The organism is Sciscionella sediminilitoris (assembly GCF_000737195.2).
Classification (GTDB): Bacteria; Actinomycetota; Actinomycetes; order Mycobacteriales; family Pseudonocardiaceae; genus Sciscionella; species Sciscionella sediminilitoris.
Genome location: NZ_JALM01000100.1, coordinates 14797 through 39576 on the forward strand (window position 1 = coordinate 14797; position 24780 = coordinate 39576).

Sequence of the window (24780 nt, forward strand, 5' to 3'; positions counted from 1 at the left end):
ACTCCCCTTCGCTAAGCCTGTACCGAATCGGCCAGCCGGTGCAGGTTCTCCAGCACCGCCGTGCGAGAACCGGGAAACAGCGACAGGTACCCGTTCTCGACCTTCACGATCCAGCGGCCCCGCTCGGTATCACGGAGCTGAATACCCTGTTCGGTCCGGCGATAACCGCCGAGGCCGTCCCTGGCCCCCGCGTAGACCTCGGCGAGCAGGCACGGTTGCGCGCTGCCCGCGATCCGCTGAAGGCGCCGCAGGTCCGGATCCGACTCACCCGCGACGAGCGTGTCCAGGCGCACCGTTGCCGAGCCCCGCCCCGGCGCCACCTCCGGCAACTGCTCGTGGAGCCGTTCGGCGAGGTACTCGTTGGCGATGGTGTCCAGCTCGACCTGCGCACCGATGCGTTTGGCCACCACCGCATCCGCACCCCGGCCGGCGATCAGCAGGCCGGCGCTGAGTGAGCCGGCGCCGAGGAACACGCTGAACTCCACCGCGGGCCGGGTGAGCAGGAGCAGAAGTCTCGCGGTGCGCTCGGACAGCTCACCGTACCGGTCGCAAATGCCCGCCTCGATCAATTCCTGGCGCCATTCGGTTTCGGCGGTGTGCCGCTCGCTGTCCGCGTACCAGTACCGCTCGGGGGCCACCACGGGGTGCAGTTCACCGATCCCGTACCGCTCGAGCACCCAGTGCAACGCCTCCCCGGACACCGCACCGCGCAACGCGGACCGTTCACCGGTCAGTCCCATTCGGCCCCCAGCACCGGCGGCGCGGTCCGGGGCAGCTCACCGACGATCTCGTCCCCGGCTTCCTCGGTGATCAGATATTCCGCGGTCTTGTGTTCCTTGTCTTTCTCCCGTGGGGCCCCGGCACCGAACGGCATCGGCGCACCCGCTCCCGCCCCGCTCCTGACCGCGCCGGCGGCACCCCGGAGCCCGGATTCGGCCATGGCTCCCGGTCCCGCGCCGCTGAGCGGGCCGTTCCCCACGCCGTTCCCGGCCGTCCCGCCGTCCCCGAAGGGATTGCCCCGGCGCACGATGTCGTCCGCAACCCCACCGGGCGCCGCCGACGCCGACGAGGTGACCAGACTCGACGGCAGCCCGGTAGTGGGATCGATCTCGTCACCCGGCAAGGGCTCGACACCCGAGGGCAGCAACTCTCCGGGATCGTGGTCATCGGGTCGCTCAGGGCGGCCATTGCCCGGCGGAACCCGGGGTACGTCCGGTCGTCCGATCGGCGGCTTCCGTCCCCCAGGCGACGGGGGAACATAGGGCGCCGGTCCGCCGATGTGCCCGCCCGGCCCACCCGGGTAGCCGGGATTGCCCGGACCGCCCGGGTTTCCTGGTCCTTCCGGCCCGCCTGGGCTCCAGCCTCCGGGATTTCCACCAATCGGGCCTCCACCGGCAGGACCGCCGCCACCCGGCAGGCCCGGCGGCATGGTCCCCGAGGGGACGAGCCCACCAGCATGGCCCGTCCCCGGCTGCCCGCCTTCCCCGAACTCGGGTGGTGCACCCGGACCGACCCATCCGGGTGCACCACCCGAGCCGCCCGGCGGGCCTTCACCGCCGGGGCCTTCCCCGTTTCCGAGATGCTCCCCACGAGCGGGCCCACCTCGATCCCCGTCGAAGGTGGTGTGGTCCGTGCCGGAATTCTGCGGGGCCGCGTAGTTCTGGGGGATCCCGTTCGCGTACTGGTTCGTCCGGTCGGCGTACTCCCGCATGAGCCGGTGATTGGTGGTGACCGCCTCGTGATGCGCCGCGCTTCGTTCCAGGGCGGACTCGAGCTTTCCCGTGACGACGGCCTTGACCCAGTCCAGCGGTTTCACTTCCTCGGGGACCGGTTTGACGCCGTAACGCACATCGTGAAACACAGCCAACTGTCCGACAAGGGCGTTCTGGTTCTCCTGTAACGGAGCGGCGATATCCTCGAGGTTCCCGGAGAATCCTGCGGCATTGGTGCGCGCACCGCCCGCCGCCGAACCGGTCCACGAGTCCGCGATCTTGTCCTGCATCCGGCGGACCTTGTCCGCCAGTTCGACATGACTGTTCGTCAGCTCGATCAGCGCTTCCTGGCTACCACGCAACGCCTCCGGAGAACCATTGGTGAAGTTGGCATAGATCTCGCTCGCACTCATCGGCATGACAGGAACTCCGTCCTCGGTCCGGGGGCGCTAGGCGAAGAGGCGGAGCAGGTCCACGCTCTCCGCCTCCTGCACGTGATACTGACGGGCGGTCTCGACCAGGTTCGTGATGTACGCCTTCACGAACTCCTGCATCTTCCGGTTCGCCTCCAGCAGGGCGAACCCGGAATCCCGCACCCGCTGCGTGAAATGCACGCTCGCCTCGTCCTGTGCGGGAGGTGCCGTCCCCATGACCGTGGTGATCGCGTCCTGTTTCCGCTTCAGCTGGTCCAACACCTCAGTCCACTGCGCGAAAAGCAGGGGGAACTCCTCCGGCTTGAACCCATACCCGTCCATCCGCCCCTCCCCTCTACTCCGCGGCCCCGGCTCCCCGAACCTCCGGCACAGACCGTAATCCGTTCCGGCTCCACGCATTGCCGGTCAAACAACCCACAACACACCGTGTATGCCAGCCAACACCTGGAGTCCGCGCATCACGGCGGTCGAGCCTGCCCGGCGGCTTCCCCGATTCCGCCTTCCCGGAAAACACCGATCACACCACGATGTCGCAGGCTTGAGGGGTGTTCGACCGACATGCTCCGGTGCCCCGGTAACTATGCTCATGACGGCCGGTAACGGATCGGCACAATGAACCGAAGAGGGGCGAGACGAATGAGCTACCGATACACACGCCGGACCGGGCGAGCCGCAGCCGTACTGCTGACGGCGGCGGCGATCACCTTCGGCGTCGAAGCAGCCGCGCAAGCCACGCCAGCGCAACCGAATCCCCACACAGCCGTCGCCAAGAAGGACTACTGCGGCGGCTCGGGCATCAGCAAATGGGTCCCCGACCACTGGTTCAAAGCAGACTTCTCAACCGCGTGCTTCAACCACGACAACTGCTACTCGCACAACAGCAACACAGACCGCAAAACCTGTGACATCAACCTTCGCACGGCACTGCGCGATTCCTGCCTGCGCGCCTACCCCTCCGGCGTCAAAGGAAAGACCTGCTTCGCCGTCACGTCCACCTACTACGGCGCGGTCCGGAAATTCGCGAAAAGCCACTACCACGGATCCGGTAATCCCGCATAACGACCGGCGTATCGGGTTTCCGATCGGTTGAGCGCAACCGGTGCCGAGCTAGGGGGACAATGTTTCCCCTAGCTCAGGCTCTCGACGATGTTCACTCGACCGTATGGCCGTCCCGATCCCGGATACGCACACTTCCGCGCCGGACCCGGCATCAGTTCGATGTCCAGACGGCGATGGAACAGGTGCGCGCGCTCGGTGCGACATGGTGGCTCGCAGGAAGAACCGTCCCGGGGGTTCTCGAGCAGATGCCGTACGACCGGCAGCGTGTAGGGGTACTCGTTCGAGACGGAGACGTCGCGCAGCAGCAGCTGCCGGACAAACAGGGTGTCCGGCAGCTGCTGCCTGGACCCCTGTTCGAGCAGGCCACTTCGACGACCTCGCCAGCACGGAACCACGAAACCCCCGTGGTGTAACGCGATCGGACCGCTCAGCGCACGCCGTGGATGCCCTTCGCGGCGAGCCAGTCCACGATCCCGGCCAGGTAGTCGGTTCCGCCGTACCCGAGCAGGGCGCCGTGCCCGGTGTTCGGGACGACGTACTTGGTCAGCACACCCGGCCGGTAGAACCGGTCCTCGCCGGCGTTCTCCGGATCGGTGGTGCAGTCATCGGTGGTGCCGCACCAGATCTTGTCGTAGCGGCCGGGTTCCCAGAGTACCGGCACGTCGATCCGCTTGGTGAGGTCGGTGTAGGACTTGAGGGTGATGTCGGTGAGTTCGGTGACCGACATGGTGTCCTTGAGCCGTTCCTCGTAGCGCAGCTGGACCGGATCGTAGGTTCCCTTCGGCCCGTGGAACAGGGTGCGTTTTCCGGGCAGATTGGTGACGTAACCGGGATCCAGCGCCCACGGTTTCCCGGCGAACTTCGGGTCGAGCAGGGCCGGGTACACGAAAGTTCCCAGGCGCAGCAGGGAGCGCGGGGTGAGCAGCCCGTGCCCGACGGCGTGCACGGCGACCGCGTCCAGATCGTGATAGCGGGCGGCTTCGACCTGGGCAGTGAGCCCGCCCATGGAATACCCGTTGGCCACGACGGTGGAGAACTTCGGGCCGAGCGCGCCGCCGCGCAGATACCGCACGATCTGGTGGGTGGTGTGCGCGGCGGTGTCGAAGTTCAGGGCGAGCGAGGGTGGATGGTCACTGTGCCCGTAACCCAGCCGGTCCAGGCTGAGCGTGGTGAATCCGCGCTGGGTCATGTACCGGACGTAGTTGTACCGCTCGGGCCGATAGGGCCAGTCGAAGTAGGTGTGGTCGTAGGTGCCGCCGTGGATGAGCACCTGCACCGGCTGTTTCCCGAGTTTCGCGGGATCGCTGGTGCACAGCCGCCCGAACTCGCGGTGCACGGTCTTGCTTTCCGGCCCGGTCGTCACCGGGAACCAGTAATCCCGGCAGTGCGCGCCACTGGCCGAGGCGGGACCGGAAACGTGCGCCGGGCTCGGCGTGCCCGCCGTCCCCGCGGGCGTGGTGGCACCCGCGGGAACGGCGGACAGCAGCGCGGCGAACACGGCGGAGGCGGCGGCGAGCGCGCGAACGGGTTTCATCGGGATCACCGGTTTTCCTTCAGCCGCCGAAGGTGCCCTGCGGGCCGCCGTCGAGATCGATCACGACGCTCTTGGTGAGCGTGTAGTGGTTGAGCACCTCATCGCTGAATTCACGGCCGAATCCGCTCTGTTTGTAGCCGCCGATGGGCATGTTGCCGACGAAGTTGTAGTAGCGGTTGACCCAGATGGTCCCGGTTTCCAGCTTCCGGGCCAGCCGGTGGGCGCGGGCGAGGTCCCTCGTCCACAGTCCACCGCCGAGGCCGTAGTCGGAATCGTTGGCCAGCCGCATCATCTCGTCCTCGTCGCGCCAGGTCTGGATGGTGGCGACCGGGCCGAAGATCTCCTCCTGCGCGATCCGCATCGAGTTGTCCACCCTGTCGAACACGGTCGGCTCGATGAATAAACCGTCCGGCAGGCCCTCGACCTGTTTGCGGCCGCCGCCGATGAGTACTTCGGCGCCCTCGGCCGGGCCGAGTTCCAGGTAGCCCATGACCTTGTCCATTTGCGCCTGGGAGGCCTGTGCGCCGAGATGGGTGGTGTCGCTGGCAGGGTCGCCGATGGTGACCCGGCCCAGCATGCGTTCGAGGTGGGTGAGGAATTCCTCGCGTACGCTTTCCTCGACCAGCACCCGGCTTCCGGCGAGACACACCTCGCCCTTGTTCAGGATCATGGACTGGGCCACGCCTTCGGCCGCCGCGACCAGATCCGCGTCCGCGCACACGATGTTCGCGGATTTGCCGCCGAGTTCCATGGTCTGCGGGATGATGTTCACCGAGGCGAGCTGCATCAGGGTGCGCGCGGTCGGCCGGGATCCGGTGAACGCCACCTTGCGCACCCGTGGATCGGTGACCAGTGGCTCGCCGATCTCCGGGCCATAGGCGGTGACGAGGTTGACCACGCCGGGCGGCAGCAGATCGGCCATGTCCTTGAAGAATTCCAGCACCGAGAGGCACACGATCTCGGACGGTTTGAGCACGATGGTGTTGCCCGCGGCCAGGGCCGGGGCGACCTTCGCGGCCATCATGATCATCGGCACGTTCCACGGGATGATCTGCGCGCACACGCCGAGCGGTTCGCGGTGGATGATGCCGACCCCGTTGGGGGTGTTCAACGATTCACCGTGCAGCCGCCACGGTGCCCCGGCGAAGATCTCGAACTGCTCGATCGCCATCGGCATATCGAAGTAGCGCGCTTCCATGATCGGCTTGCCATTGTTGAGTGTGTCGAGCATGGCGTACTTTTCTACGTTGGCGCGCAACCGTTTCGCGATCTCGTAGAGGATCGCCTGGCGCTCGCTCGGGGAGCTCTGGCTCCATGCCGGGAACGCCGCAGCGGCCGCGTCGACCGCGCGGGTGGCATCGCGCGCGTCGCCCGCCTGAATGTGTGCCAGGGTTTCCCCGGTCGCGGGATTGCGCAGCGGAATCGTGGCTCCGGTCGCACCCGGAACCCATTCGCCGCCGATGAACTGCCCGTACTCGCTCTGGTAAAGGCTTGCCGCGGCGGCAGTGGAATCGGTCAGGGTCATGATGGCCTCCTCGTTGAAGCGTGTCTGGAGTGAAAAGAAGCAGGACTCAGCCGAAAGTGATGATGGGTTTCACCGTCGCGCCGCTTTCGGCATCGGCGAGTGCGGTGTTGATCTCGCTGAGCGGATAGGTTCTGACCAACCGGTCGAAGGGGAACAGCCCGGCCTGGTGGAGCCGGACCAGTCGCGGGATGAATTCGTGTGGCACCGCGGAACCCTCCAGCACCAGAGACAGCCGCTGCTGGGTGAACAGCAGGCTGCCGACGTCGATCCCGGCACGATCCCCTTGTGGGGGCGCCCCGGCCAGCGCACCGTGCCCGCGCGGCGCCAGCGCCTCGGTCATCTGGACGAACACCTCGGTGATCCCGACGGCGTCGAAGGCGTACTCGACCCCCGCTCCCCCGGTGATGGCCCGAATCTCGGCAACCGGATCGGTGACACGACTGTTCACGGTGTGCGTTGCGCCGAGTTCCCGGGCGAGTTCGAGGCGGGACGCGGACACGTCCACGGCGATCAGGGTGGTGGCCCCGCTCGCCTTGGCGGCGAGCAGTCCGGCGAACCCGACCGCACCGGTGCCGAAAACGGCGAAGCTGTCCCCGGGCCGGGGGCGCAGCACCTCGAGGACCGCTCCAGCCCCGGTCATCAGTCCGCAGCCCAGCGGGCCGAGTAGTTCGATCGGTGCCTCGGCGGGTACTTTCACCGCGATGCGTTCGGGCACCTGCACGAGTTCGGCGAACGAGGACTGGCCGAAGAACCAGCCCGCTGCCGGGGCGCCCCGCCAGCTGATCGGGCTGCTCCGGTCCGGGCGGTAACCGCCGAAGTTGTGCGCGAAGAATTCCGTGCAGCTGCTGGGTTGCCCGCAACGGCAGTATCCGCAGGTGCCGCAGGAGTTGAAACCGAGCACCACGTGGTCGCCGACCGCGAGGGAACGCACGGCCTCCCCGACAGCCTCCACCACCCCGGCGCCCTCGTCCCCGAACACCGCGGGCAGCGGCACCGGGTACTGCTGGTCGCGTGCGAGCACCGCGGAATGACAGACCCCGGCGCCCGCGACGCGCACTCGGATCTCGTCCGGGCGCAGCGGCGCGAGTTCCACCGTGTCGACCGTCAGCGCCGTGCCCGGGGCGGTGGCGAGCGCGGCTTGGGCTTGCATGCTCATGCCTTTCCCTTCAGTCGGTGAACCGCACCAGATCGCAGCGCCCGCACAGCAGTGCGGCGGCGGCCCCGTCCCGTGCGGAACGTGGCAGTTCCACGAGCACGGGGCGCTGGAGTTCGAGCCGGATCCGCTCGGCGAGGTCGATCCGTCCCTGGGCGCCGTGGTCCGCGCCGCGCAACCGCACCACTCCGCCCGGGTTCGCGCGCACCGCGTCGAGCACGGCCCGGGCCTCGTGGCTCCACGGATCCGGATCCGACCAGTCCAGCTCGGTGTGCTCGCCGAGAATCTCCGGATCCTGCACGATCCGGGTGGCAAGATCGAGCGTGCGATGCACCCACGGCTGCTCGAACACCCAGGCCGCGACATCGGCCGGCAGTTCTGCGACCGGTTCCCCGCGATAGGCCTCCAGCGCCGAACGCACCAGATCGGGGCTGTTCCCCGCCAAACGATCGAGATCGAGGTTCCCAGCCCGGGTCATGAATCCGGTGGCCAGCACCGGAAGCGGACGATGCGCCCGGCTGCCGAAGGACTCCCACCACCGCTGGCTTCGGGCGGCCAGCTGCTGGAACCGATCCACCGCGGGACGGCGATTCCGCTCGTACTCGGCGAAAGCGGTGGACACATCCTCGGTGGCGAGCAGGTTCCCGGTCAGCGCGATCGCGTCCTCCAGCGCCAGTTTGGTTCCCGAACCCAGCGTGTAGTGCGCGGTGTGCGCGGCATCGCCGATCAGCACGGTGTTCCCGTGGTACCAGCGATCCAGGTGCACCGTGGCGAACCGGGACCACCGGCTGCGGTTACCGAGCAGGGCGCATCCGCCCAGTTCCGCGCGGAACGCGCGCTCCAGATAGCGCAGGCTGGCCGCATCGGAATCTCCTGCCGGGGTCGCGGAAGCGCTCGTCTCCATCCCGGCGCCGCGCCAGGTGGCCTCGTCGGTCTCGATCAGGAAGGTGCTGCGCTCGGGCGAGTACGGGTAGGCGTGCGCGACGAACAGCCCGTGCTCGGTGCGGACCGGGGCGAACACCGAATCGGTGAGCGCGAACGGCGCCCCGCACCACAGATACAGTCCGCGGCCCATCTGGAGGTCGCCGCCCAGATCCCCGGCGAGTTTCTCCCGGGTCGCGCTGCGCACCCCGTCCGCGGCGATCACCACATCCGCGTCGAGGGTCACCGAATCCACGTGTTCCCCGGTGCGCACCCGCACCCCCGCCGCCCGCGCATGCGCCCCGAGCACCTCGAGCAGGGCGTGCCGGCCGATGGCGAGATTCCTGGCCCCGTGCAACATGATCTGCTCGACCCCGCGGTGCAGCCGCAGCGCGTGCCCGGCATGCCCCGCCGACCGGATCCCGGCCGCGGACTCCGGATCGGCCGCCTCGAGATTGTCCAATGTGGATCCGGTCAGCACGACGCCGAAGCCGAAGGTGTCCGCGTGGGCCTGCATCCGTTCGTGCACCGTGACCTGCCAGTCCGGCCTGTTCAGTTTGAGCAGCCGTGCGGCGTACAACCCGGCGGGACCACCGCCGACGATCTCGACGCGTCGAGCACACATGTGATTTCTCCAGGGGTCTCAGGTATCGAGCTTCGCGGCGATATCGGCGCGCAGGGTCTTCTTGGCCACCTTGCCCACATTGGTCAGCGGGAAGGCCTCGAGGAGCTCGACCCGTTCGGGCAGCTTGTACTTCGCCAGCCCGCAGGACCGCAGATGTTCGGCGAGCGCGGCGACATCCAGTGGTTCGGCTCCCTCGGCGAGGACCAGATACGCGCAGGCACGTTCCCCGAGTTCACGGTCGGGCATCGCGACCACGGCCGCATCGGCCACCGCGGGATGGCGCACGATCAGGTCCTCCACCTCCTCAGCGTGGATCTTCTCCACACCGCGGTTGATGACGTCCTTGATCCTGCCTTCGATGGAGTAGTAGACGCCGCCCTCGATGCGGCGCCGGGCGGCCAGATCACCGGTCCGGTAGAACCCGTCCGCGGTGAACGCCTCCCGATTGTGTTCCCCGGCCCGGTAATAGCCGCGAATCGTGTACGGGCCACGGGCACACAGCTCGCCCTCGACACCGTCCGGGACCTCGGTCTCGGTGCCGATCCCGTAGACGCGGACCTCGTCGTCCTCGCTGATCGGTTCGCCGACGGTGCGCTGCCGTACTTCGGGCGCGGCATCGGACGGGGTGAGGAAGAACATCCCCTCAGCCATCCCGAACATCTGGCGCAGCGGGAGCCCGAGTTCGTTCTCCAGGCGATCGGCCACCTCGAGCGGCAGCTTCTGGCCGCCGACGATGAACTCCTCGATGCAGGACAGGTCCACGGTCGGGGTGCGCGGGTGCTCGAGCAATCGGATCGCGACCGCGGGCGGCACCAGGGGAAGGACGTTCGGGCGCTCCGCCTCGATCGCGTCCAGGATGGAGTCCACATCGGCCTTGCCGGTCAGTACCACCCGGGCACCGCTGAGATGGGCGGGCTGCAACGCCAGCGCGATTCCCGCGTTGTGCATGATCGGCAGTGGGTACAGCACCGTGGTGCGCGGGCTCCAGCCGAGCCGGGCGGCCCACTGCCGCGCGTTGTAGGCGTACTCCTCGTGCAACCGGGGCGCGATCTTCGGCAAACCCGTTGTTCCACCGGAAAGCTGGTACACCACGGGCGCATCGAGATCCGGTGCCGCCGGAGGGCTCGGGGCGGTATCGCCGGCCTCGAGAAGGTCCAGGTATTCGTGCGCCCCGGGCGGTGCCGTTCCCCGGAACACGACCAGTTCGCGCGCTGTGCCCTCGGTTTCGGTTACCGCGGCGGCCATGGCAAGCAGGTCCTGGCCGCGGAAATCCGCCTGGACGAAGTGCCCTCGGGCCCCGGTGTGCCCGGCGAGGACTCCGATCTCGCGCGCGCCGTGCTGGGGCAGCGTGCACACCGGGACCAGTCCCGCCCGCAGCGCTCCGTAGTAGGCCACCACGGTCTCCGCGGTGTTGCCCATGGAGAACATCACCGCGTCGCCCGGCCGCAGTGCGGTGCGGGCCAGCAGTCCGCGGGCGAACCGCTCGCACAGCGTGTCGAGTTGTCCGTAACTCCACCGGCCCGCGGCGGTCACCAGCGCGGGCAGCGGCGCGGAGCCGTACCTGGCCGCGCGCAGCTCCTCGTCCAGTGACCGGCCGGCCCAGATCCCGGCGGCGCGGTACCGCTCGCGCAGCGCCTCCGGATAGCCGACCAGGCCCTCGTGATCCACAGCGATCGTTGCCGACATGAGCGTCAATTTATGGACACTCATGTCGAATGTCAATACTCGGGTGTCGAATAGTCGATGGATAGGATCACGGCATGAGTACGGCGAAGAAGAGCGCGCGCACCGGGAAACAAGCGGAGAACGGCGCCGAATCGGGGCAGCGGTCCAGCAAACGGCGCTCGCTGGTCACCCGCGAGATCCTCGACCACGCCACGCGACTGTTCGCCGATCAGGGCTACGAGGCGACCAGCCTGCAGGATGTCGCCGATGCGCTCGGGGTCTCCCGGTCCGGGCTCTATCACTACGTCTCCCGCAAAGAGGACCTGCTCGCGATGCTCGTGGAGCAGATGAGCCGCGGACTGGCCGACTCACTTGCGGTACTGCACGCGCGCACCGATCTGTCCGCGCAGGACAAGCTCCGCGAGTTCACCGGTTCGGTGGTGCGCCAGCGCGCCTCCTCACCGGACCAGTTCCGGGTTCTCGACCAGGTCGAGGCGATGCTGCCGGAACCCTTGCGCAGCCAGCACTTCAAGGCACGCAAGGACGTCCTCACCGAACTGACCGGGGTGATCGAGGACGGGATCGCCGGCGGCGAGTTCAAACCCCTGGACGCGCGCATCGCCGCGCTGAGCGTGCTCGGCATGTGCAACTGGGTGGCCTGGTGGTACCGGCCCGGCCACGGAACGGACCTCGAACCTGTCGCCAGGCAGATCAGCCAGTCGGTGGCGGACATGCTGCTGGCCACCGAAGGCGGCAATGCGGGCTCGGCACGCTCGGCGCTGGCTCAGGCGCGCTCGAGCCTGGACGCCCTGGAACGCCTCATCCCGAACGAGGAGTAGAAACCGAGCTTGACAACTCGACTCTCATGTCGAAAACTCGTCATTAACGTCGAGTCGACTGAGAGGGAGCCGTCCATGCCCGCACCGACCCGGATCGGTCTGGTCGTGCCGAGTTCGAACACGACCGTGGAGACCGAGATGCCGCAGCTCCTCGGGCGGCACAGCGAGGCGGAATTCAGTTTTCACTCCAGTCGCATGCGCATGCACACGGTCTCGCCCGAGCAGCTGCGCGCGATGAACAGCCAGCGGGAACGCTGCATCCTGGAGCTGGGCGACGCCGGTGTCGACGCGATGCTCTACGCCTGCCTGGTCGCAGTGATGGCCGGTGGCCCGGACGAGCACCGGCGCACCGAGGCTGCCGTGATCGAGCAGCTCTCCGCCGGTGGCGCCAGCGCGGCGGTGGTGTCCAGCGCGGGCGCGCTGATCGAGGCGCTGTGGGCGCTCGACGCGCGGCGCATCGCGCTGGTGACCCCGTATGTGCGCCCACTCGCCGAACAGGTGGTCGGCTACCTGGAAGCGGAGAGGTTCACGGTCGCGGACTGGCGCGCGCTGGAGGTCGCGGACAACGCCGAGGTCGGCCGGATTCCCGGGGCACGAGTCATGACCGCGGCCCGCGAACTCGACCTGACCGGGGTGGACGCGCTGGTGCTGTCCGCCTGCGTACAGATGCCCTCACTGTCGCTGGTGCAACGGGCCGAGGACGAGTTCGGCATTCCGGTGATCACCGCGGCGACCGCAGGGGCCTACACCCTGCTGCGCAAGCTGGGACTCGCACCGCGGCTGCCGGACGCGGGCAGCCTGCTGCACACGAACTGAGAACAGATCACCAGGAGGTACGAGAATGAGCTCGCAGAAACCCGAACACCGCGTGCACGGCGTCGACCACGCCGCCTTTCCCACTTTCGATCCCGCCGCAACCGTGCGGTTCTACCGGGACGTGCTGAAATTCCCGGTGGTGCACTCGATCTGCGCCGCGGGCTGGGGCCCGGAGAAACACCCGGATTTCATTCACTTCTTCTTCGACATCGGCGGCGGGGACCGGATCGCGTTCTTCTACTACTTCGGTTTCGAACCGCCGGTGCACGCCGGCGAGAACGGCGATGTGTACGCCCGGTTCGCCGCGGACGTGCCGCAGTTCTTCATCAACTCGCGGCATCTGGCCATTCACGTCGAGGACGAGGAAGACCTGCTCGAGTACCGCCGCCGCCTGGACGATTCCCAATGGCCGGTGGAAATGCAAGTCATGCACGAGACGATCGAGTCGATCTACACCCACGATCCGAACGGCTACATGGTCGAGATCACCCGCGCGCTGCGCCCGGTGACCCCGCAGGAGGATCTGGACGCCGCGCTCACCGTGGACGCGCTCGTCGAGATCGCCTCCGGCCCGGAGCCCAGCATGGACAAACTGCTCACCCGCAAGGCGGAACTGATCGTCCAACGCGCCGAGGACTGGCAGCAGGCACAGCCCGCGGGAGCACAGGCATGAGCACCTTCTACGTACTCGATGTTCCGGAGAACACGACGCTCCCGCAGATCGCCGAGCGGGACAACGAGGTGACCGTCACCCGGGTCGGCCCGTACTTCCGGGTCAGCTCGCCGGACACCATCGTGGTGGACCGGCGGGCCACCGGCTGCCGGCACGCCGTCTGGTACAGCGCCATCGCCGGGCTGGAGCGATCCCGGATCACCCAGCACGACAAGAACGCGCTGCGGGTGGAAGACCGGTGACCCGGGCAGGCGAACGCCTCGGCGCCGGGCGCCATCTCGCACCAGGCGAACCACCCGCGGACACCGTGACCACCCTGCACCAGCTCGGCACCGCGGACGGCGCAAGCGTTTCCGGGGTGCTGCGGGTGGTACCCGGCGCAGAGACGGTCGTGTGCCTGATGCACCCGCGCCAGGACTTCACCCACCACGTGCTCGTTCCCGAACTGCTGACCGCAGGGGTTGCCGTGTGGACCCAGGGCAGCCGCTCGGTCAACAACGACCTGAACCTGCTGCACGAACAAGCGGTCCTGGACATGGCCGCCGGGCAACGGTTTCTGCGTGAGTACGGCTTCGCCTCGGTGCTCACCCTCGGGCATTCCGGCGGGGGCGCACTCGCCGCGCTGTATCACCAGCAGTCCGGGCTCGCGCCGGCACACCGGATCGCCCGCAGCCCGGGCGGCCGCCCCGTCGACCTGGCCGGTGCCGAACTGCCCGCCCCGGACGGCGCACTGTTCATGGCCCCGCATCCCGGTCAGGGCGCACTGCTGCAGCGGCTGATCGATCCCTCGGTCACCGATGAGGCCGACCCGCTCGCCGCGGATCCGGAACTCGATCCGTACCTGCCCCGCAACGGGTTCGCTCCCGCACCGGAAAGCTCTGCCTATTCCGCCGAGTTCATCGCCCGATACCGTGCCGCACAACGGGATCGGGTCCGGCGCATCGACGAACGCGCCCAGTCACTCGCCGCCGAGACTGCCACCGCACGCCAACGCGCCAAGACCGAAGGCGATGCCGACCAGCGCCGCAGGGCCCTGGCGCCGAACATCCTCACCGTCTACCGCACCGATGCCGAGCTGCGTTCGGTCGACCGGTCGCTCGACCCCAACGACCGGCCGTACGGATCGCTTTTCGGTTCCCGGCCCGATCTGATCAACTACGGGCTCCTCGGTTTCGGACGGCTCTGTACGCCCGAAGCGTGGCTCTCGACCTGGTCGGCCAACCACACCCATGCCGACTTCCTGCGCTGCGCCCCCGGAATCACGGTGCCTGCCCTGCTGATCGAGCTCACCGGCGACCAGGCCTGTTTCCCCGCCGACGCGGAGGCCATGACCCAGGCGATCGGGCACCCCGATGTGACTCACCAGCGTGTGCGCGGACGGCATTTCGGCGGCGCGATCACCGAAGGCGAACCGACCGGGGCGAGCTTGGCGGGCCGGGCGATCCGCGACTGGCTCAGTACCCGGTTTCCCCTTGCACGTTAAAGATCGGACAGACCGGACCCCGCCGATCCCGTATCACGAGACACTCCGTGAACGCGATGCATCGGCAACGAACAGACAACCCGCCCCGACCAACATACCTTGCTGAACAAGCAAAGTTTCCTCAATCTTAGTCCGGTAGAACGACAACACTCTTGGCGCTCAGCCTGGCAGCGCCCCACGGTCACACCAGCTCGGCGACTGCACGCAGCGACGGCAGAGCTTGGGTCATCGGTCTCCTGACAGGAAACACCTGAGCGATCCTGCCCTTTCCGGTCATTCCGCTGTAGTCATCCTCGGCCGCAGGGCCCGCAGAGCCTGAAAAGGACACGAGCTGCCCGGCCGAGGCTGGAGCCGACATGGCTCGGAGCCGGATTCCACGGTCGGTCGAGCACTGTCCGCCAATCCTCCCGCTGCCCGCTGGCACTCCGGCATGCGGAAGCCCCTCTTGAGCTTGGGTGTGTTTTTTTGCTCGATTTTGGGGCATCATGTGCACTACCGTGCATTCGACTAGTCGGGAGGTCGTATCCGCATGGACAGCAACACGTCCCACCCGTGGCGGCCCAGCCGCAGGCAGGTCATGTTCGCCGCGGCGTCCGGGGTCATCGGGGTGGGACTCGGGCAGGGCTCGGCAGGGGTCGCTGCAGGCCGGACCGCCGGAAACGAACGCCGCGAACTCAGCCTCGACACCGATTGGGCTTTCTGGCGCGCGGACGCCCCTGGAGCAGAGCAGGTCGACCATGACGATGGCCGATGGGCCGCGGTCTCACTCCCGCACACGATGCGTCTGGAGCGCACACACCCCGCCGCCTACTCCGCGTTCGCCGGTATCGGCTGGTACCGACGCTATTTCCGGTTGAGCCCACGAGAGCACGGCCGCCGCCTCACACTCCGGTTCGACGGTGTCCAGACCGGCTGTCAGATCTATCTCAACGGCCGACGACTGGCCGAGCACCACGGCGGCTACCTCGGTTTCATCGTCGACATCACCGAGGCCGTCCAATTCGACCGGGACAATGTCCTGGCCGTGCGGGTCGATAGTTCCGATGATCCGCTGACCCCTGCGGGCAAGACCCAAGACACGCTTGGTTTCCTCACCTTCGGCGGCATCTACCGATCCGTTCGGCTGCGCTCCACCGACAAGGTCCACATCACCGACCCGCTGGAAGCGAACCAGACCGCCGGTGGCGGGGTGTTCATCACCTGCCCGGCCGCCGACACCGGTTCGGCCCGGCTCGAGCTCCGCACCCATGTGCGCAACTCCGGCTCTACGGCAGGGCGGATCACGCTCGTGTCCACACTACTGGCCCCCGACGGCACCGTCGCCGGGCACGCCACCACAACTGCCGATCTCGCCGGCGGCGAAGGACATCACTTCCCCCAATCCCTGACGGTGGACCGGCCCGCCCTGTGGCATCCCGACCACCCCCACTTGTACCGGTTGCACAGCCAGGTCCTGCACGACGGCCGCCCGGTCGACGCCCTCACCACGACCACCGGTATCCGCCGCATCGAGTTCCGCGCTGACGGCTGTTACCTCAACGGCGAACGGATCTACCTGCGCGGCGCCAACTGCCACCAGAACCACGCCTGGATCGGTGACGCCGCACCAGCCTCGATGCAATACCGTGACGCCCTGCGCATCAAGCTCGGCGGCTTCAACGCGGTGCGCGCCGCGCATTATCCCCATGACCCTGCGTTCCTCGATGCCGCCGACGAACTCGGACTGCTCGTCGTCGCCTGCGAAACCGGTTGGCAGTACTACAATCCCGATCCGATCTTCGCCGATCGCGCCGCTGCCGAAGTCTCCGGGATGATCCGGCGGGACCGCAACCATCCGAGTGTGTTCCTGTGGGAGACCGCCCTCAACGAAACAGCCGTACCCGAGGCGTGGGCGCGGCGAATGACCGCCCTGGCCCATGCCGAGATGCCCAACGACCAGATGTTCACCGCCGCCGACTTCGGACTGTGGGGCAAGCAGTACTACGACGTCTGCTACAAGGTCACCAATCCGGACGGCAGCGATCCCGATCCGGCCAAACCGTTCCTCACCCGGGAGTGGGGAGACTGGCAGGATCCGTGCCGGGCATCGCGCGAGGACGGCGAGGCCGCGCTCGTGGAACAGGTGAAGACCCGCCAGCGCTATCTCGACGGTGCCGGCTACTGGGACTGGGGCGGGCTGGATGCCAACCCCCGCGTCGGAGGCTACTTCCTGTGGGTGCTCGAGGACTACGGCACGAACGACACCTACCAGAAATCCGGCGCCGTCGACATCGATCGCTATCCCAAATACTCCTACTACTGGCTGCAATCGATGCGACCGGCAACCGCCCCGATGGTACGCATCGCAAACAACAACACGGCGACCTCATCTCGCGAAATACTGGTGTTCAGCAACGCCGACCGCGTCCGTCTCCACCGCAACGGCCGTCTGCTCGGGGAACGGACACGAGCCGAGAACGCCTCAAGCGCCCCACGGATCGCAGCCAAGGGCGGCAGCCCGTACTTCAGGTTCGAACTCCCTTCCTTCGAACCCGGAGAACTCCGCGCCGAAGCGTTCGTGCACGACGCCCTCGCCGCTACCCACACGGTGCGTACCCCCGGCGCACCCCACCACATCGAGATCGAAGCCGACGATGGCGGTGCGACCGAGGCCCTGCGAACATGGTGCCAATCGGGCGACACGCGGCGTGCCCTGCTCCGGGCCCTACAGCGGATTCAACCGGTGGCCGACGGCTGCGACCTGATACCCGTGCACATCAAGGTGACCGACGAACACGGCACGGTCGTCCCGGACGCCGACACGGCCATATCCCTGTCGGTTGACGGTCCGGGCAAGCTGGTCGGCGCAGGCATTCCGCGCATCGGTGCCGAAAGACAGAAATTGCGGGCCGGGATCGGCTTCGCGCTGATCGCCACCAGCAACCGTAGCGGCCCGGTCACGCTCAAGGCGACCGCGGACGGTCTGCGAACCGGCCGATGGACGGTGTGGCCTCAACCCGCCACCGTGCCCCGGGTCGCGGACGGCCGGCACCGAACCTGGCGGGACATCGCGACATTGGAAGACCAAGGCACGCAGAACCCGGCGTTGTTCAAACATACGACGGCATCCGGATCCGCCGCCGGAACCCGGTCAGGCAATGCCGTCGACGATGATGAGAGCACCGAATGGGCACCACCGACCGGATCGACGTCCGCATGGTGGCAGGTCGATCTGGGAGACCGCTTCGACCTGATCGGTCTCCAGCTCGCTTGGGCGGCCGGTACCGCCTCCTACACGGTCCAGGCCTCCGACAACGCGGCAACCTGGTCCACCGTCATCGCGGCGACCACCGGCTCCGCCACGGTGACCCACCATGTCACCATCAGAACCCGCTACCTGCGCGTCGTCTGCACCGGTAGCGGAAAACGGCCCGGTCTCCGGGAATTCCGCGCCATCCCGCCGGGAACCACGGGCGGCGCCCCGCCGGTCGATCCGGGCCCGACGATCGATCACCATCAGGTGGTGTCCGCCACCGCCAGCAGCTCCGCTTCCGGATTCGACCCCGCCAAGGCGTTCGACGGCGACACCACCTTCGGCACCGGCTGGCAGGCCGCCTCCACCGACCTGCCCCAAACCCTGACCGCGAAACTGGCGAAAAACCACACAATGGCAGGCATTCGCGTGCACTGGGGCAAGGACAGCACCACCTACACCTACAACGTACAGGTATCACCGGACGCCAAGAACTGGAAAACGGTCCTGTCCAACGTGACCCGTACCGGGCAGGACACCATCGCCGAGACCTTCTCCCAACCGGACATCCGCTGGATCCGCCTGACCGTCACCGCAGTCACCGCCGGCGGAGGAGCCAGTGTCGCCGGTATCGCGGAGGTGGAGCTCTACGGGACGGCCAGCTGACGGCCCGACGCGAATGCGCTCACGCCGCACCGCGGCCGGATCGTGCGGCGAGACCGCGGTGGCCGTCGCGGTCGGCAGGTCCTCGCCGACCGCGACGATGCCGGGCCATCGGGTGCTCGCGCATCTCCTCCTCGACCAGGTAGTTGAAGAACTGCTGCACGGACTTGAACTTGTTCAACGCGGTGCTGTCCGGGCGGATCTCGATCATCCACGCGATAAACACTCCACGTGGCCAGGCTCCACGTCCGTGGGGTCCTCGTCCGCATCGAAGTCCTCGAGCAGATCCGAACCCTGCGGCACGTATCGAGCCATCTCGGCTCCGTTCAGGAACTCGGCCAGCTGGGTGACCGCGAGCTGGTGGTTGTAGCGCGTCGACTGCCATCGAACAACTAAAGCGGGTTCCCGCAGCTGTGAACGCGAAAACCCGCTCCCGGTCGGACCGGCGGGATTTTGAACCCACGACCTCTTGACCAATCGTCAAGGAAGCTGGCCGCCCCTGATGCCCCACTCGGGCCTTCTGTGGCAGTGGCGTGGGCCTACCGCCGGTGCACGAGGACCTGGTGTGTCGCGAGTTCACCTCGCAGGCACCGAACCACCTGTGGCTGACCGACATCTCCGTACATCCATGGCTATCGCGCACGAAGTGAACGCACTCGGCCGATTGCGGGTGCACACCGGAGTCAGTCTCGAATCCAGCATCGATTCGGCGAAGCAGCCGTTCTCGGGGCCTGCTCCGCCATCCGGCGGTGCAGGCCCCAAGAAGGAACGTCCGTCACACCAACGACGCGGTGAGCCCGCCATCGAGGACGTAATGGCTGCCGGTGACCCAGGCTGCCCGGTCGGACGCGAGGAAGGCAGCGACCTCCGCGATGTCCTCTGGGGTACCGAGGCGACCCTGCTTCGCAGCGACCAGATCACCGAAGGGAATCTGGGTCGCGGCTTCGAAGTCAGGCTTGAGGCGGTCGACCATTGCGGTGTCGGCGAAACCTGGGCAGACGGCGTTCACCCGCACACCGGTTGGCCGCATCTCCACTGCGGCGACCCGAGTCATCTGGATGACCGCGGCCTTCGTCGCGCAGTAGGAGCCAAGCAACGGGCTGCCGCCGACTCCGGCGATCGAAGCCATGTTGACAATGTTTCCCTTGGAAGCGAGCAAATGCGGGATGGCCGCCTTCATCGTGACGAACGTTCCGCGCACGTTGACCGCGAAGATCTTGTCGAAACTTTCCGTCGGCTGCTCCAACAGCGGCGAAGAGACCTCAACCCCCGCGTTGTTGACCAGGACGTCGAGTCCGCCGAGCAGGTCCACCGCCTGCTGTACGGCGGCCTCGACCTGTCCCTCGTCGGTGACGTCACAATTGGCTACGCCCGCGGCACCGACCTCTTCAGCCGCACGCTCGGCCGCGCCGGCGTTGACATCGCTGACGACAACCTGAGCACCGCGTTGCACGAACAAGGCCGCGATTGCCTTGCCGATTCCGGCACCGGATCCGGTGACGAAGACACGCTTTCCCTGAAGCTCGGACATAGTATTCCTCTCGCTTGTTGTTTCGAGGACCGTCACATCGCGTCGATCTTGGGCATGATCTCTTCCTTGAGCCGCTTCATATCGTCGAGCGTCTTGGCCACCGGCACGTCGGCGAACGGAGGCCACAGGAACGGCATCGTCAGGCCGGCTTCCTTGTAGCGCTTGAGCATGTCGGTGATCTGCCCGGCTGTTCCGGCGAGCAGGTTGGTGCCCTTGCCCATCGGGCTCTGGTCCATTTCCTGATCGGTGATGACGAACCAGATCATGCTGCTGATCTCGAGATCGTCCACCGAGCGGTTCGTATCGAGCTCGTCGAGCTCCCGCTGGATCTCGGCACGCCACACCTTGATGTCCTCCGGCGAATCCTGGATGCCGATCCAGCCCGAAAGGCCGTACTTGGCAACCCGGTTCGCCGCACGTTTCGGGTCCTTGAGACCACTGAAGAAAATCGGCGGGTGCGGCTGCTGCACCGGCTTCGCCCCGAACCCGCTCTTGTCGAAGTCGGCGAATTCGCCGTGGTATTCGAAGACCTCATTGGTCCAGATGCCCTGCATGATCTCCAACGTTTCCCGTACGTGCTTGTTCCGCTTGGGAAAGACGTGCGAAGCGCTCGCAGCCGCGAACTCCTCAGGCATCCAGCCGGCACCGACGGCCACGTTGAGCCTGCCGTTCGAGAGATGATCGATGGTGGCCAGCTCCGCGGCGAGGACACCCGGCGAACGGTAGGGCGTGTCGATGACACTCATGCCGATCCGCACTTTCGAGGTTTTCGCAGCGAGCCACGGAATCAACGGCATGCCCTGAAGGAATTCACCCCGCGAACTCACCGGAAGCTGCTTGGGGAAGCCATCGATCATGCCGAAGCCGTACTGCATCTCATTACGGTCGGATGCCTCTGGGACGATGATCCGGTCGAGCGACCACACGGAGTCGAAGTCGAGTCCCTCGGCGAGATCGGCGAGTTCCTCGAGTTCCGCAACCGTTACCTTGTCACGGAAATTCGGCAGGTAGAGCGCGAGCTTCATGGTGGAACAGCCTCCTTGCTGTGTTGTTTTACTGATCTGCGAAACCGAACCGGCTCAGCTGCCGGTGAGTGTCGAGCGGATCTCGTTCTTGAGTACCTTGCCGATGGTGGAGCGGGGCAGATCCGACCACACTTCGATCTGCTTGGGCGCCTTGACGCTGCCGATCCGTTCCTTGACGAACGCGATCAATTCCTCGGTGTCGAGCGTTTCCTCGGGTTGCAACTGGACAACGGCGGTGACACGTTCGCCCCACTTTTCATCGGGCAGACCGACCACAGCGCAGTCCCGGATCGCCTCATGCGCCATCAGAGCCTGCTCCACCTCGGCGGAGTAGACATTGAACCCGCCGGTGATCACCATGTCCTTGGCACGGTCGACGATGTGCAGAAATCCTTCCGCGTCGAGGAATCCGATGTCGCCGGTGTGATGCCAGCCGCCCGCCGAAACCTCGACGGTCGCCTCGGGATTGCCGTAATAGCCCGCCATGACCAGTGAGCCGCGCACGCAGATCTCCCCGCGGTCACCGTTGGGAACGGGCCGTCCTTGTTCGTCGAGAATTCCCACTGTGACCAATGGCGAAGGCCTTCCGGCGGAGGACAACCGTCGAGTGTGGACAGTGCCATCCGGGAAACGATGCTCAGCGGGTGACATCGTGGAGATCATCATCGGAGCCTCGGACTGGCCGAAAAGCTGTGCCATCGGCCCGATACGTTCGAGTGCCTCGGTCAGCCGAGAAACGGACATGGGCGCCGCGCCGTACCAGAAACACTGCAGGGACGACAGATCGGAATCTTCCAGCGCGGGATGGCCGAGCACCATATAGATCAGCGTCGGTGGCAGGAAAGTGTGCGTGACCCGATGACGCTCGATCAGTTCCAGGAACTGGCCGACGTCGGGTTTCGCCATGATCACCACTTCCCCACCGCTGGCGAAGATCGGCAAACACAGCACGCCCGCCGCGTGAGTCAGTGGAGCCTGGGCCAGATACACCGGGCGCCCCGTAAAGGGATACCGCATCAGCGTGATCGCCGACATCGCCTCGAGGTTGCGATCGGTGAGCATCACCGCCTTGGGGCGCCCCGTCGTGCCGCTGGTGCCGACCAGGGCGACGATGTCGTCGGGAGGGTCGGCTTCGGCAGGCGGATCGTTTCGGGCCTCGTCCAGCCAGGCATGGAAACCCGGTGCGAGATCATCGCCGGCACCAAGCCGGACGAGCGTAGTCAGCTTCGGAAGGTCCGGAGCGATCCGCTCGACGAGGTCGTCGAAGGCGGGCTGGAAAATCAGCGTGGAACAGTCGAACAAATCGAGCAGCTCCGCGTTCTCCCTCTCGGCATTGCGCGGATTGATCGGACACCACACCGCACCCGCCCTGGCTACACCGAACACGCACGCGAACGCGGTCGCATCATTGGCGGAAAGGATGCCGACCTTGTCCCCCGGCGCTACGCCAGAACGTCGCAGCGCCCGCGCAACCTCATGCGTGAGCTCGACGACCTCGGCATAGGACCACGAAACCCCGTCGAGGGTCAGGCATGGCGCCTCGGAGGCCAGAGAAGCACCTTTGTCCAGGTAGAAGGTCAGCGACACCGTTGTCTCCGCGTTGATCAGTGGCACGCCGCGACGACCGGGCCGGTCCGGTTCCGATCGGACGTCACCTATTGACGGGGCGTAGCGTCGCGCGATCTCGGACACTTGTCAAGATTTTTTTTGACAACTGACAAATTCAGCCCTGGATTGCTAGTCTGATGCCATGACCAGCGCAGCTACCGTCCGGCGCCGTGCCCGCGGCAACAAGTTCGAGGAGCGCCGTCGCGAGCTCGCCGACGCAGCGCTCCTCGCTCTCGCGGACCTCGGCTATGCGCGTGCCAGTCTCCGTACGATCGCCGAGCACACCGAGTTCTCACACGGCCTGCTGCATTACTACTTCGCCGACAAGATCGATCTGATCACCTATTGCGTACAGCGTTACAAGGCCGCCTGCGTGCAGCGCTACGACAGCCTCGTCGCCGAAGCGTCCACACCCGGGCAGCTCGCCAACGCCTGTGGCGACGGACTAGCCGAGGCACTCGGCGACGCCCCGCTCATGCACCGGCTCTGGTACGACCTCCGGATACAGTCGATGTTCGAGGACACCTTCCGCAAAGAGGTCGCCGAGATCGACGAAAGCCTGCAGCAGATGCTCTGGCGCAACGTCCGCGCCTACGCCGATCTCAGCGAAGGCACGCCGTCCTGCTCCCCGGAAGATGCCTACGCCCTGTTCGACGGTCTTTTTCAGCAGGCGTTGTTGCGGTATCTCGCCGGTACCGAAACGGCACAGGACGATCTCCGGCACGGTATCCGTACGCTTCTTCCCCGCCTGGTCGACTGACCACATGAGACGAACTCGCCGCTTACGATAGGTGTGCCTTGACGGTATTCCCGATGTTTTCGACGTGACCCAGCTCCTCATTCCGGAACACCGCGGCCTCGATGACGCTGGACATCTACGGCCACCTGTTCCCCGACCGCCTCGAAGCGAAGCGCCGGGAAGCACTGAAGGAGATCGAGACCGGCAAGATGATGGCGAGACGGCCTGAACGAGGAGCACCCCCGATGTTGTGCATATGTGGCACGCGCCGGGGGTGTTCGTCGTTCGAGGACAGAGAAAGGGCCGCCTACCTGCGTAGACGGCCCTTTGCCGGTCGGGCTGGCGGGATTTGAACCCACGACCCCTTGACCCCCAGTCAAGTGCGCTACCAAACTGCGCTACAGCCCGGGTGCCGCGTTTGCGACGTGTTGATCGTAGCCTACGGGCCCGAGGGTGTTGTCACCCACCCTGTTCCAGACCATTAGGCAAGGCTAAGCTCACTGCGAACGGACGTGTGAGGCAGGGAGTCGACTGTTGACGGGTATGGTTTCGCGCCGGCGGGCGCTTGGGCTCGGTTTGGCCGCGGTGGCCGGTGTTTCGGTGGCGGCGTGCGGCTCGGGCTCTGATTCGGGTCCGGCTTCGGGCGGCGGCTCGTGGGAGTACACGGACGCGCGCGGGAAGCGGATCTCCCTGAAGCAGCGACCGCAGCGGATCGTGGCGTATTCGGGCGTGATCGGCGCGCTGAACGACTACGGTGTGCATTTCACCGGGGTCTACGGCCCGCATTCCCCGGTGGACGGTAAACTGAATCCGCAGTCGGGCGACGCGAATTTCGCGAATATCCGCTCGGTCGGTGAGAAGTACGGGGATTTCGACATCGAGAAGCTGCTGGCATTGCGGCCGGACATCGTGCTGGAGACGTCGTTCCTGCCGAACAAGTCGTTCTACATCACCCCGGAGGTGCTCCCGAAGGTGGAGCAGGCCGTCCCGGTGGCGCTGATCGACACCTCGGCGCGCACGAACACCTTGCAGATTCTGGACAATATGACGAAGCTGGCCCGTTCGCTCGGCGGGGATCCGGATTCGGACGCGGCGAAGCAGGCCCGTTCGCGGTTCGACAAGGCGAGCGCCGCGATCAAGGAGAACGCGAAGGCGAATCCGCTGCGGGTGCTGATGGTTTCGGGTTCACCGGACAAGTTGTTCGTGACGCACCCGAAGGAGCAGGACAATTCGCGCTATGTGCAGGACCTCGGGGTCAATTTCGTGGATCCGCCGTACACCCAGAAAGGCGAGGTGTTCACCGAGCTTTCCTGGGAACAGGTCGGCCGCTACCCCGCGGACGTCATTCTCTACGATTCCCGCCCGCAGGCGATGAAGATCGAAGAGCTGAAGAAGGTTCCGACGTTCGCCACACTCCCCGCGGTGAAAGCGGGCAATGTGGCGCCGTGGAATCCGGAGATCCCGTTCTCCCATCTCCAGTTGGCGAAGAATCTCGAACCGATCGCGGAATGGCAGCGCACCTTCAAACCGGTCGCGGTCTGAG

Annotated in this window: 21 protein-coding genes and 1 tRNA gene; 9 read left to right on the forward strand and 13 right to left on the reverse strand. The window is 66.6% G+C overall.

The window, feature by feature from the left end:
• Positions 1-11 precede the first annotated feature (11 nt).
• From AD72_RS30105 to AD72_RS30115, 3 genes are read right to left on the reverse strand one after another with little or no spacing between them, the layout of a single operon-like run.
• Complete coding sequence (locus tag AD72_RS30105) at positions 12-740, reverse strand: ESX secretion-associated protein EspG (protein WP_031470016.1); 729 nt, start codon at positions 738-740, stop codon at positions 12-14.
• Positions 731-2131 (reverse strand): hypothetical protein, encoded by a 1401-nt coding sequence (locus tag AD72_RS30110; RefSeq protein WP_031470017.1) that lies wholly within the window; start codon positions 2129-2131, stop codon positions 731-733. The genes AD72_RS30105 and AD72_RS30110 overlap by 10 nt, the downstream gene beginning before the upstream one ends.
• Before the next feature lie 30 nt (positions 2132-2161).
• The gene (locus AD72_RS30115) at positions 2162-2467 is read right to left on the reverse strand and encodes a PE domain-containing protein (protein WP_031470018.1); all 306 of its coding nucleotides are present in this window, start codon (positions 2465-2467) and stop codon (positions 2162-2164) included.
• Positions 2468-2782: 315 nt separating this feature from the next.
• Here AD72_RS30115 and AD72_RS30120 point away from each other — a divergent pair, with 315 nt between their 5' ends.
• On the forward strand, positions 2783-3205 hold the full coding sequence (locus AD72_RS30120; RefSeq protein WP_031470019.1) for a phospholipase A2: 423 nt from the start codon (positions 2783-2785) through the stop codon (positions 3203-3205).
• 427 nt (positions 3206-3632) lie between these two features.
• On the opposite strand, the gene AD72_RS30130 is transcribed toward AD72_RS30120, so the two are convergent.
• The 5 genes from AD72_RS30130 to AD72_RS30150 are packed head-to-tail and all read right to left on the reverse strand — an operon-like array spanning position 3633 to position 10649.
• A complete protein-coding gene (locus tag AD72_RS30130; RefSeq protein WP_037347861.1) occupies positions 3633-4739 on the reverse strand; it encodes an alpha/beta hydrolase in 1107 nt (368 codons plus the stop codon).
• Between the two features lie 19 nt (positions 4740-4758).
• On the reverse strand, positions 4759-6264 hold the full coding sequence (locus AD72_RS30135) for an aldehyde dehydrogenase family protein (protein ID WP_031470022.1): 1506 nt from the start codon (positions 6262-6264) through the stop codon (positions 4759-4761).
• A gap of 46 nt (positions 6265-6310) precedes the next feature.
• Positions 6311-7420: an NAD(P)-dependent alcohol dehydrogenase gene (locus AD72_RS30140; protein ID WP_231645040.1), complete on the reverse strand. Its 1110-nt coding sequence runs from the start codon at positions 7418-7420 to the stop codon at positions 6311-6313.
• 10 nt (positions 7421-7430) lie between these two features.
• Complete coding sequence (locus AD72_RS30145) at positions 7431-8963, reverse strand: FAD-dependent monooxygenase (protein ID WP_031470024.1); 1533 nt, start codon at positions 8961-8963, stop codon at positions 7431-7433.
• 18 nt (positions 8964-8981) lie between these two features.
• On the reverse strand, positions 8982-10649 hold the full coding sequence (locus tag AD72_RS30150) for an AMP-binding protein (RefSeq protein WP_031470025.1): 1668 nt from the start codon (positions 10647-10649) through the stop codon (positions 8982-8984).
• Between the two features lie 74 nt (positions 10650-10723).
• Between AD72_RS30150 and AD72_RS30155 the strand changes: the two genes are divergently transcribed.
• The 6 genes from AD72_RS30155 (at position 10724) to AD72_RS30180 (ending at position 18337) form a co-directional block, all read left to right on the forward strand.
• Positions 10724-11467, forward strand: coding sequence for a TetR/AcrR family transcriptional regulator (locus AD72_RS30155; RefSeq protein WP_031470026.1), 744 nt, complete (start codon positions 10724-10726; stop codon positions 11465-11467).
• Positions 11468-11542: 75 nt separating this feature from the next.
• On the forward strand, positions 11543-12283 hold the full coding sequence (locus AD72_RS30160) for a maleate cis-trans isomerase family protein (protein ID WP_031470027.1): 741 nt from the start codon (positions 11543-11545) through the stop codon (positions 12281-12283).
• A 25-nt stretch (positions 12284-12308) separates the two neighbouring features.
• A complete protein-coding gene (locus AD72_RS30165; protein ID WP_031470028.1) occupies positions 12309-12956 on the forward strand; it encodes a VOC family protein in 648 nt (215 codons plus the stop codon).
• The gene (locus AD72_RS30170; RefSeq protein WP_031470029.1) at positions 12953-13198 is read left to right on the forward strand and encodes a hypothetical protein; all 246 of its coding nucleotides are present in this window, start codon (positions 12953-12955) and stop codon (positions 13196-13198) included. The genes AD72_RS30165 and AD72_RS30170 overlap by 4 nt, the downstream gene beginning before the upstream one ends.
• Positions 13195-14439 (forward strand): alpha/beta fold hydrolase, encoded by a 1245-nt coding sequence (locus AD72_RS30175; RefSeq protein WP_031470030.1) that lies wholly within the window; start codon positions 13195-13197, stop codon positions 14437-14439. Before AD72_RS30170 ends, AD72_RS30175 begins: the two co-directional genes overlap by 4 nt.
• A 529-nt stretch (positions 14440-14968) precedes the next feature.
• Positions 14969-18337, forward strand: a complete 3369-nt coding sequence (locus tag AD72_RS30180) for a discoidin domain-containing protein (RefSeq protein WP_051899167.1) — start codon at positions 14969-14971, stop codon at positions 18335-18337.
• Between the two features lie 19 nt (positions 18338-18356).
• Here the strand turns inward: AD72_RS30180 and AD72_RS30185 are convergent, their stop codons facing one another.
• From AD72_RS30185 to AD72_RS30200, 4 genes are all read right to left on the reverse strand, one after another.
• Complete coding sequence (locus AD72_RS30185; RefSeq protein ID WP_031470032.1) at positions 18357-18545, reverse strand: hypothetical protein; 189 nt, start codon at positions 18543-18545, stop codon at positions 18357-18359.
• A gap of 564 nt (positions 18546-19109) precedes the next feature.
• Positions 19110-19865: an SDR family NAD(P)-dependent oxidoreductase gene (locus AD72_RS30190; RefSeq protein ID WP_031470033.1), complete on the reverse strand. Its 756-nt coding sequence runs from the start codon at positions 19863-19865 to the stop codon at positions 19110-19112.
• A 32-nt stretch (positions 19866-19897) separates the two neighbouring features.
• Positions 19898-20890 (reverse strand): LLM class flavin-dependent oxidoreductase, encoded by a 993-nt coding sequence (locus AD72_RS30195; RefSeq protein WP_031470034.1) that lies wholly within the window; start codon positions 20888-20890, stop codon positions 19898-19900.
• Positions 20891-20944: 54 nt separating this feature from the next.
• The gene (locus AD72_RS30200) at positions 20945-22477 is read right to left on the reverse strand and encodes an acyl-CoA synthetase (protein WP_031470035.1); all 1533 of its coding nucleotides are present in this window, start codon (positions 22475-22477) and stop codon (positions 20945-20947) included.
• A 163-nt stretch (positions 22478-22640) separates the two neighbouring features.
• On the opposite strand from AD72_RS30200, the gene AD72_RS30205 reads away from it, so the two are divergent.
• Positions 22641-23258, forward strand: a complete 618-nt coding sequence (locus tag AD72_RS30205; RefSeq protein ID WP_031470036.1) for a TetR/AcrR family transcriptional regulator — start codon at positions 22641-22643, stop codon at positions 23256-23258.
• 313 nt (positions 23259-23571) lie between these two features.
• On the opposite strand, the gene AD72_RS30210 is transcribed toward AD72_RS30205, so the two are convergent.
• A tRNA-Pro gene (locus AD72_RS30210) sits at positions 23572-23645 on the reverse strand.
• Between the two features lie 306 nt (positions 23646-23951).
• Between AD72_RS30210 and AD72_RS30215 the strand changes: the two genes are divergently transcribed.
• Positions 23952-24779: an ABC transporter substrate-binding protein gene (locus AD72_RS30215; protein WP_197285119.1), complete on the forward strand. Its 828-nt coding sequence runs from the start codon at positions 23952-23954 to the stop codon at positions 24777-24779.
• The last annotated feature ends 1 nt before the right edge of the window (position 24780 follow it).

Bases quoted from the DNA above. Each gene is read 5' to 3' on its own strand.
- AD72_RS30105 (WP_031470016.1), bottom strand. From the start codon at position 740: ATGGGACTGACCGGTGAACGGTCCGCGTTGCGCGGTGCGGTGTCCGGG.
- AD72_RS30110 (WP_031470017.1), bottom strand. From the start codon at position 2,131: ATGCCGATGAGTGCGAGCGAGATCTATGCCAACTTCACCAATGGTTCT.
- AD72_RS30115 (WP_031470018.1), bottom strand. From the start codon at position 2,467: ATGGACGGGTATGGGTTCAAGCCGGAGGAGTTCCCCCTGCTTTTCGCG.
- AD72_RS30120 (WP_031470019.1), top strand. From the start codon at position 2,783: ATGAGCTACCGATACACACGCCGGACCGGGCGAGCCGCAGCCGTACTG.
- AD72_RS30130 (WP_037347861.1), bottom strand. From the start codon at position 4,739: ATGAAACCCGTTCGCGCGCTCGCCGCCGCCTCCGCCGTGTTCGCCGCG.
- AD72_RS30135 (WP_031470022.1), bottom strand. From the start codon at position 6,264: ATGACCCTGACCGATTCCACTGCCGCCGCGGCAAGCCTTTACCAGAGC.
- AD72_RS30140 (WP_231645040.1), bottom strand. From the start codon at position 7,420: ATGAGCATGCAAGCCCAAGCCGCGCTCGCCACCGCCCCGGGCACGGCG.
- AD72_RS30145 (WP_031470024.1), bottom strand. From the start codon at position 8,963: ATGTGTGCTCGACGCGTCGAGATCGTCGGCGGTGGTCCCGCCGGGTTG.
- AD72_RS30150 (WP_031470025.1), bottom strand. From the start codon at position 10,649: ATGTCGGCAACGATCGCTGTGGATCACGAGGGCCTGGTCGGCTATCCG.
- AD72_RS30155 (WP_031470026.1), top strand. From the start codon at position 10,724: ATGAGTACGGCGAAGAAGAGCGCGCGCACCGGGAAACAAGCGGAGAAC.
- AD72_RS30160 (WP_031470027.1), top strand. From the start codon at position 11,543: ATGCCCGCACCGACCCGGATCGGTCTGGTCGTGCCGAGTTCGAACACG.
- AD72_RS30165 (WP_031470028.1), top strand. From the start codon at position 12,309: ATGAGCTCGCAGAAACCCGAACACCGCGTGCACGGCGTCGACCACGCC.
- AD72_RS30170 (WP_031470029.1), top strand. From the start codon at position 12,953: ATGAGCACCTTCTACGTACTCGATGTTCCGGAGAACACGACGCTCCCG.
- AD72_RS30180 (WP_051899167.1), top strand. From the start codon at position 14,969: ATGGACAGCAACACGTCCCACCCGTGGCGGCCCAGCCGCAGGCAGGTC.
- AD72_RS30185 (WP_031470032.1), bottom strand. From the start codon at position 18,545: ATGATCGAGATCCGCCCGGACAGCACCGCGTTGAACAAGTTCAAGTCC.
- AD72_RS30190 (WP_031470033.1), bottom strand. From the start codon at position 19,865: ATGTCCGAGCTTCAGGGAAAGCGTGTCTTCGTCACCGGATCCGGTGCC.
- AD72_RS30195 (WP_031470034.1), bottom strand. From the start codon at position 20,890: ATGAAGCTCGCGCTCTACCTGCCGAATTTCCGTGACAAGGTAACGGTT.
- AD72_RS30205 (WP_031470036.1), top strand. From the start codon at position 22,641: ATGACCAGCGCAGCTACCGTCCGGCGCCGTGCCCGCGGCAACAAGTTC.